General features: G+C 34.3%; 1 protein-coding gene. It reads right to left on the bottom strand.

Translation table 11 applies throughout. The annotated features are described in order from the left end of the window. Positions 1–210 (bottom strand): hypothetical protein (locus GFU93_RS04230; RefSeq protein ID WP_160567521.1); only part of this gene is annotated, 210 nt, incomplete at both ends.

Here is a 210-nt window from a genome sequence, read left to right as displayed (position 1 = left end):
TGTTAATCTATAGGTAAGATAATCCATATTCCTACGCATAGTACCATTGGATGTATCACCTTGATCGCATTCTGACCAATTATCGCTAAGACCTATACTATCTTTTGCATTTATATATAGTATTTGTCCTTCATATTTTACTGTATTTCCAAGAGTATCATATACCCAGGGGATTTCTGCCCATGCTTTTTTTATTAGTTCTCTGTTCGG

It is taken from the genome of Apibacter sp. B3546 (assembly GCF_009827885.1).
Taxonomy (GTDB): Bacteria; Bacteroidota; Bacteroidia; order Flavobacteriales; family Weeksellaceae; genus Apibacter.
This window is presented reverse-complemented; position numbering and strand designations above follow the sequence as displayed.